The sequence below is a fragment of the Rhizobium sp. YS-1r genome (assembly GCF_000757525.1).
Classification (GTDB): domain Bacteria; phylum Pseudomonadota; class Alphaproteobacteria; order Rhizobiales; family Rhizobiaceae; genus Neorhizobium; species Neorhizobium petrolearium.
This window is the reverse complement of the sequence record NZ_JPYQ01000004.1, coordinates 83876-91831: the sequence shown is the minus strand read 5'-3', so window position 1 is coordinate 91831 and position 7956 is coordinate 83876. Positions and strand designations below refer to the sequence as shown.

The 7956-nt window shown below is 58.7% G+C and carries 5 protein-coding genes; 2 read left to right on the top strand and 3 right to left on the bottom strand.

The window, feature by feature from the left end:
- Window positions 1–253: 253 nt before the first annotated feature.
- Window positions 254–1690, top strand: a complete 1437-nt coding sequence (locus JL39_RS04155) for a lipopolysaccharide biosynthesis protein (protein WP_037146550.1) — start codon at window positions 254–256, stop codon at window positions 1688–1690.
- A gap of 217 nt (window positions 1691–1907) precedes the next feature.
- On the opposite strand, the gene JL39_RS04150 is transcribed toward JL39_RS04155, so the two are convergent.
- The 3 genes from JL39_RS04150 to JL39_RS04140 form a co-directional block, all read right to left on the bottom strand.
- Entirely contained in the window at window positions 1908–3572 is a 1665-nt protein-coding gene (locus tag JL39_RS04150; protein ID WP_037146548.1) for a Wzz/FepE/Etk N-terminal domain-containing protein, read from the bottom strand.
- Window positions 3569–5593: a glycosyltransferase gene (locus JL39_RS04145; protein ID WP_037146546.1), complete on the bottom strand. Its 2025-nt coding sequence runs from the start codon at window positions 5591–5593 to the stop codon at window positions 3569–3571. Before JL39_RS04145 ends, JL39_RS04150 begins: the two co-directional genes overlap by 4 nt.
- Before the next feature lie 216 nt (window positions 5594–5809).
- The gene (locus JL39_RS04140) at window positions 5810–6535 is read right to left on the bottom strand and encodes a sugar transferase (protein WP_081952709.1); all 726 of its coding nucleotides are present in this window, start codon (window positions 6533–6535) and stop codon (window positions 5810–5812) included.
- A 325-nt stretch (window positions 6536–6860) separates the two neighbouring features.
- Between JL39_RS04140 and JL39_RS04135 the strand changes: the two genes are divergently transcribed.
- Window positions 6861–7931 carry a glycosyltransferase gene (locus JL39_RS04135; protein ID WP_037146544.1) on the top strand — a complete coding sequence of 357 codons (1071 nt, stop codon included), beginning with the start codon at window positions 6861–6863 and terminating at the stop codon, window positions 7929–7931.
- Window positions 7932–7956 lie beyond the last annotated feature (25 nt).

The following is a 7956-nucleotide window of genomic DNA, read 5'->3' as shown; positions in this document are numbered from 1 at the left end:
GCCTGAAATCAGCGCTCTTGCCCGCGCTCGAGCTTGTCCACATCGTGCGGGGGGTGTCGGCACGGCTCAATAGATGAAGGCATCGAGGAGCGTCTTTTGAAAGACGGCAACGGATTACACGCAACGCGGGGGCAAAATTCATTCAAGGGAGGATTTTGGAGCAATCGGCGCAATGGGGTGATGCCCACGCGGCGACCGGCGAGCAGCGGTCGTCGCCCGGTCCGAAGGCCGCAATGTTATTTCGGAGTGATAGATGCTGACGGTAAAGGCAATCAAAGGAGCAGGTTGGCTCGTTTCCTCCCGTTTTGCGGGGCGCGTCATCGACTTCTTCACCCTTCTGGTCCTTGCCCGCATGCTTACTCCGGCAGATTTCGGGCTCGCCGCTTTGGCAATATCGCTCGTTGCGGTTGTCGACACGGTGCTGGAGGTTCCGGTGACGCAGGCATTGGTGCGCCTGCCCACCGTCGAAAAAAGCCATCTGGACACCGGATTCACGATCGGTCTGCTAAGAGGCATCCTCATCGGTGTCATGGTTCTGATCGCCGCCTGGCCCTTTTCGCTGATCAACCATGAGCCCTTGCTCGCTGACCTCGTTGCCGTGCTTGCGCTCGGCCCTATTGGCCGGGGGCTGGTGAGCCCCGCCATGGTGAAGTTTAACCGAGAGCTCGGGTTCCGACAGACTTTCATACTGGAACTGTCAGGCAAGCTCTGCGCCAGCGCCGTCGTTGTTGTCGTGGTACTGGCAGGCGGGGCCTATTGGGCGATCGTTGCAAATCTCGTCACCACGTCAGTGGTCTCGACGGTCGTCTCCTATATCCTGGCGCCCTACAGGCCAGCTCTTTCTTTTGCCAAACTGCCTGATTTTGCCGGTTTTATCGGCTGGTTCAGCTCGGCCCAGCTCATCTCGGCGCTCAACTGGCAGTTCGACCGGTTCCTTGTCGGTGGCTTTGCAGATCGCACGACTTTTGGTCGATATGCCATTGCAAGCGACGTCGCGGTCATGCCCACGCAAAGCCTCATCGGCCCTGCGATGCAATCGGTATTGGCGGCGTTCTCCCAGATCAACGAAGACAAGGCGCGAGTGCGACAGGCCTTTCTCAAAGCGGTCCGGTTCGTCATGCTCGTCTCGGCGCCGGCCGCTGTCGGGATCTCGCTGACAGCCGACCTGGCCACCGATCTCCTGCTGGGCCCAAAATGGCAGGAAGCCGCGCCCATCCTCAGTCTGCTCGCGCTTGCCGTCCTCCCGATTCCCTATTTCCAGACGCTTTATTCCGTCAGTCTGGCGCTGGACCGGCCGCATCTCATATTCCGCCTCAATGCCATCGATCTCGGTTTCCGGATCATTCTCATTCCCCTTGGTCTTTATCTGGGGTCAGTGATGGGAGTAAGTCTCGCCAGGATCGTCCTGTCCTGCCTCATGTTTGTCTTTTATCTGAACGAGGTCCGCCTCCTGCTTGGTCTCGGTTTCCTCGCTCAACTGAAAAACCTATGGAAAATCGCAGCCGCGGTGGTCACGATGGCGATAGTGGTCTTGCTGTTGCGTCATGCGATTGCCGCGTATGACTATCCCGACGTGGTGGAACTTGCCTTTGTTGTGGCGGCAGGGGGTGCGAGCTACGGCGCGGTCCTGCTTGTGCTCGGCTTGCGCCTAATGGTCGGCCGCGGCCGTCTCGAACTGATCGACCGTTGAATGGTCAGGCAAAGACTGCCGCGGTCGGTCAAGATCGGAAAGTCCGGCTGATGCTGCGTTTCGCCCGCTCATCCGGACATAAGCGGCTGATGGCTTGTGTCGCAACCATCCCGGCGGCCGCATGTATCGTCGCCGCTCCAATCCGAAAGCCACGCCGTTTCGCGGATCGATCCCGAACGAAGCCGAACAGGACAGGTAGGGGGCGGGCAGTGAGCGGTTATCGCGCGCGGTTGATCACGGTCCCGACGACATTTGCGCCCGTACGGCGAAGCATCTGCACGGATTCTGAGACTTCCTCGATCGTCGTCTGACCGGCACGTGCCACGACCAGGACGACATCCGCATAAGCTGCCAGTGCCAATGCATCCGTAGAATGGCAAAGAGCCGGCAAGTCAAGAAGGACGTCTCCCTTGGATCGGGCGGCGTCGATAATCTGGCGGACACGCGGATTTCTGAAATCGGCAAACAGGTTGGCGTTCACATCCGCGGAATGGATCGGCAGGACCGCCACGCCGCCGATTTCGTCGAAGGCAAGCTGGTCTGGCATGAGCTTGGCAAAGGTCGCGCCCGCCAGGGATCCGGTCGGCGACATGCGATTGTCCGCCGGACCGCTACCGTCATCATCATCTATAGCTTTGAACAATGTCACGTGCCGGTCACTTCGGCTGATGAGTTCGGCAAGACCTCTACAGATCGTGGATACACCGGCGTCGGCGGTCCAGGCGACGACCGCGACCACGATGCTGTTTTCATTGCGCAGGCTCGTACAGGCGATTTCGAGGGATGTGCGAAGATCGTGAATAGCGGCTACAAACCGTTCCTGCTGCAAATTGGTGATGCGCCATGGCACGCCGTCGGCGCCGGCGACGTAAGGGATTGATCCAAGGCACAGAAGGTCCAACTCACGCGATAGTTCTTTGCCATCTCGAACCCTTCTATCGAGCGCGAGCTTGATGGCCACAAACCCGAAGCCACCCAAGAGGCCGAGAACACCGCCGAGCGCAATGATCAGCGACTTGCGCGGCGCCGACGGTCCGAGTGGGGGCAGCGCGGCGCCGATGACGCGCGCGTCGGCATCTGGAGTTGGAATAGATGGTAGCGTTCCAGACTGCATTGCCTCGCGAGCAGCGTCGACCTGACGCGCGAGGCTATCAAGACGGCCCTGCAGCGCGTCGGTGCCGGCGCGCGCGATCTGTTCCTTGAATGCGATGACCTGGAACATGTAGCCGGACACGGTTGCGTTGGCGACGCGTGCGGGAAGCGTGGGATCGGACGAGGCATATTCGATCTCGATCACAAAAGATTGGCCGACCCGCCGAGCGCTGATCCGCTTTGTGAAGTTCAAGAATGCTGCGATGTCCGCATTGGTGACAAGCGTGCTGTCGATGCTGGACGAACCGGTCGCCGGCGGGGCGCTCTTTCCACCTTCTGCCGTGTCCAGCCAGGAGCGGATATATCCCAGGAGCTTGTCAGTCATACCAGGTGGTTGAGGCCCGAGCTCCGGGCTGCGTTGAAGTTTGAGGCTGTCAAAGACGCCCGACAGCAAACGCTCCGACTTGATCGTTTGAAGTTCGCTGTCTGCACGATTGAGATCAAGGCTCTGCTCGTTACCGGAGGCCCCGGCTGAGGCTGCAGATCGGCGCGGCTCAAGCAACAGTATTGCCGTTGCCTTGTAGGTCGGCGGAAGCGAATAGGCGTAAAGGCCAGCCAGCATCAATCCCGCGAAAAGGCAGGTAAGCAGACTGATCTTGTAACGTGCCGCCAAAGCGATCAGGGCACGCAGCAAGGCGATCGGACCGTCGCCGCTATCGTCTGACCGCATCTCATTCATCCGCCAGACCCGCGACGTTATGTCAAGCGGGCGGGGTCTATTGAACATCATGCTGGCTCCCTCGCATTGGTGGTCTTGTCGGCAATTCGCTGCGGGGCAATTGCCGCGGCACGCTCCGGTTCCAGCCGGCCCCGCAGGGCGTCGGCGATTGCAAGCAGGTTGCCCTTGGCCCTTCCCATCCGATCGATGAACGGTTCGGGCCAGGCGGCACGTCCGAAATTGCTGGCGGTGTTGCGGAAAATGTGGTCGACGACCTTGGGAAGGGACATCGTACCTTTGCCCATCATGTAAAGCGGATTGATGACCTGCGAATACCCGAGCCGGCGGCCGCTTACCCTGCCGGTTTTGACGCCCATATGCACACCGTAGGCCATGGCGGATTTCACCAATCTCCCACCACGCTTGGCAAGTGCCGCGGCGAAATCGCGATCTTCCAGCCAACCATAAAGAACAAGGCGCTCATCGAACCTCGTGTCGCCGATAGCCGCAAATCGAAAGGCCATGTTACAACCATAGGGGCTGAAAGGCTCAGCCCAGACCTGTTGAGGCCGGCCGCTCTCGACCACCCGCACGGCGTCCGCAAAGGCGATGCCAGGCCCTTTGATACCGTCGGCAAGGACCCGGCCCGTGAAGCCGACGACCTGGCTTTCGTCGCGAAAGATCTGTAGTGCCGATGCAAGCCATTGACTGTCTGCGACAAAATCATCGTCGAAAAACGCAACGATCTCCGTGCCGGCAGCAACATGGCCAAGAGCGGTATTGCGTTGCGCAGCCAGCCCGGCAGGTCCGGTGATGACCGTGACGTCGGGATGGTCGACAAGATCGCCGGCATCGGCGATGTCAACGCAAGAAACGATGAGGCTGTCGGGCCGCAGTGTCTGGGTCGCCAGAAAGTGACGGACGGAGGCGGCAACGATCTGCGGGCGTCCACGCGTTGCGAATACGACGGCGATGCGGGGGCGGCCGACACCAGCCGCACGATGGCTTGGGACGTCCGCCTTTGGGTCGACCAGCAGTTCAAGATATCGAGCCGCGGTCTGCTCCCAGGAAAATTGCCGGACCTGTTCAAGCCCTTGCCCGATGAGATCCTGCCGAAGCTGCTGCGACCCTTTTAAACCGCAAATCAGATCCACCCATTCCTTCGGCTCGAAAGGCGATGCGAGAAGGGCTGCTTTGCCGCAGACTTCCGGCATGCTGGCGCAGTTGGACGCCACCACAGGACATTTCCTCGCCATTGCCTCGACGATCGGCAGTCCAAATCCTTCCGTCAGGGACGGGAAAGCGAGACAGAGCGCGTGGTCGAGAAGATAGGCGAGATCGTCATCCGAGATCCGGCCAGCCATGCGCACATTTGGTCGGTCCAGCAGACCGTATGAGGTGAAGATGCTGTCGCCCCCGCCGGCAATCACGAGGTCGAGGCCTGCCTCATCCAGATGAGGGGCGATGTCGATCAACAATGACAGGTTCTTGTGGATCGCGCGAGACCCGAGCGCGAGGACATAGGGACGGCGTCTCCCACCGGGCGCCGACAGGATCGGGGCTATGGTTGCTTGGGAAGGATCCCACTGCAATGCATGCTCGTGGCCATTGGGCAATACGGCTATGTCGTGCAAAGCAACGGGCAAATGCCTGGCCAGTTGACGCGCGGCCGCGTGTGAAACGGTCGTGATGCGGGTTGAGCGGCGAACGAGGGCAGGTTGCAGGTGCTGATAAAGAAGCCGAAAACTCCGGTTGTAGCTTTGCGGCGCTGCAAAGACGTTTGCATCGTGGATGCATACGATCTGGTCCGATTTGGCCGCAGGCGCGGTGTTGCACAGGTTGAGAAGCCGGTGATCGCGGCTGAGATAGGGCAACTCGATCTGCTCCCAGAGATGGCTGGTCAGACGCCCGCTTTTTTCAACGCGCAGCTGGCTCAACCGCGCATCCGCGGCGCAAGCGGGTGCGAACAGCACCGAGGACTTTGCGATCAAAAGCCGATCAATGGCCGCGACGACATTGGTGGCATAGCGCTGGACCCCGGTCATGTCCTGCGTCAGATATCGGCCATTGATTGCAAAGGCCGCGACATTCATGAAACACCTCCCGGTCGGCAGACGTCGGGTGTTGCGTATCGCTGAATTGAGGAATGAAGCCCGAACGTCTTTCGCACTGTCTATTTCCGTTGAAATTTTGCCATGAAGCGCCGACAGCGCTTTGAGGGAGACTTGTGTGGCTCAAGCATCTCGTGTCGCCCACGCGCCGTCTGAGGCCATTGCAAGAAGGACGACGCGCCAATGCGCAGGGAAAGGTCAATAGCTGCCGCGCGAAAGCAGGACGGCCGGGATCGTCTTCAACATGATCGCAATGTCGCCGACAAGGCTCTGCTCAGCCACGTAACGGGCATCGAGCTGCACGCGTTCACTGTAACTCATGTCGCTGCGTCCGCTGACCTGCCACAGACCGGTCAGCCCCGGGCGAACCCGGATATAGTCCGAATAATGGATCCCATAGAGCTCGGCTTCGCCAGCCACGATCGGACGTGGACCGACAAGGCTCATCTCCCCGCGGATGATGTTGATCAGCTGCGGCAGCTCATCGATGCTGCTCTTGCGGAGCAGCGCGCCAAATGGAGTGATACGCGGATCATCGCGCAGCTTACGCGTCGCGTTCCATTCCTCCCGAAGCGACGGATTGGCGTTCAGGTGACGTGAAAGAACCTCGTCGGCATTTCTCACCATCGTGCGAAACTTCAAACATGGAAACATCACACCGTTCTTGCCGATACGACGGTGGGCGATGAAGATCGGGCGTCCCTGCAGGATCAAGAGGCTCCCCATCAGCATGATGATCATTGGCGAAAGCACAAGCAGGCCGATGAGCGCAATTGTTACGTCCATCAAGTATTTCATGCAGGTTGAAGCGACGATGGAGGCGCTTATTTGGCGTATTTCGGAAGCATGATGAGACGCATCGCGAGAAAACTGGCGCGCCTTATGATATCTTCCGAGATTACGGTCGAGATCAAGTCCCATCATCTGCGTACTCCCCTGTATAAGCTAGATCATAGGTGTATGAAGAGAGCCGTATTCCTTCGGCTCATAATTACGTTAACAAGTGTTTAATGGTTTGACAATGAAATTATTGCGCTGCACTATGCATGAGTGCAGCGCGGGAAATCAAACTGATCTCTGGATTCTTGTCCTAACCGAAATGGAAATAGAATCCGCGTCGATTTTTTCGGTTTTTCAATAAGAAAGGCCGAAAAGACATGAACCCGCATTGTACGCCAAAGTAACAAACCTAGTGTTTTTCGTGGAGTTTGGCGTGCGGGTAGCGATCATACATTATTGGCTTGTGGGGATGCGCGGCGGCGAAAAAGTCCTTGAGGCTCTCTGCGATATTTTCCCGACCGCCGATATCTACACGCACGTCTATGACCCGGGTGCCATATCCGATAAGATCAAGAAGCATCGGATTGAGACAACCTTCATCGGAAGGCTGCCTTATGCCAGGAAAATGTATAAGCGCTACCTGCCGCTCATGCCGATGGCGCTGGAACAGATCGATCTGGGAGCCTATGACCTCGTCATAAGCAGCGAATCCGGGCCCGCCAAAGGCATCATTCCCGCGTCTCCAGCATTGCATCTTTGCTACTGTCATTCTCCGATGCGTTATGTCTGGAATATGTACAATAGGTATTACGACAGCTCCGGACCGATGACGCGTCTGATGATGCCGCCCATGGCCCACTATTTGCGGACGTGGGATGTTGCGACGGCAAACCGCGTTGATGACTTCGTTGCCAACTCCGCCACCGTGGCACAACGGATCAGAAGTTATTACCGTCGCGACGCTTCGATCATCTATCCCCCTGTCGACACGACCGCCTTCCGGCCCGTCCCGATGTCGGAGGTCGAAGACTATTATCTCATGGTCGGCGAGTTGGTCAGTTACAAACGGCCGGACCTCGCCGTCGAAGCCTTCAACCGCATGAAGGCGAAACTCGTGGTCATCGGGGGCGGCGAGATGCTGGATCGATTGAAGCGGATTGCAGGACCGACCGTCTCTATCCAGGGCGCACAACCATTCCATGTCCTGAAGCACTGTTATGCGCGCTGCAAAGGCCTGATCTTTCCCGGCGAGGAGGATTTCGGGATCGTTCCGGTGGAAGCCATGGCAAGTGGCCGCCCGGTCATCGCCTTCGGTCGCGGCGGCGCAACCGAAACCGTGGTGAACAACAAGACGGGCGTCTTCTTCCACGTGCAGACGACGGAAGCGCTCATCGATGCCGTGGAGCGGCTGGAGCGCCAGGATTTCAATCCGGCCGATGCCGTTTCACGGGCGGCCGAGTTTCGCCGTGACGTTTTCGTCGATCGCTTCCGCACATTCGTTGCGCGGGCGACCGGCGTGACAATCGCTGCCTCAGCGTGACGGGGTGTTTGACTGTAACGTCTAT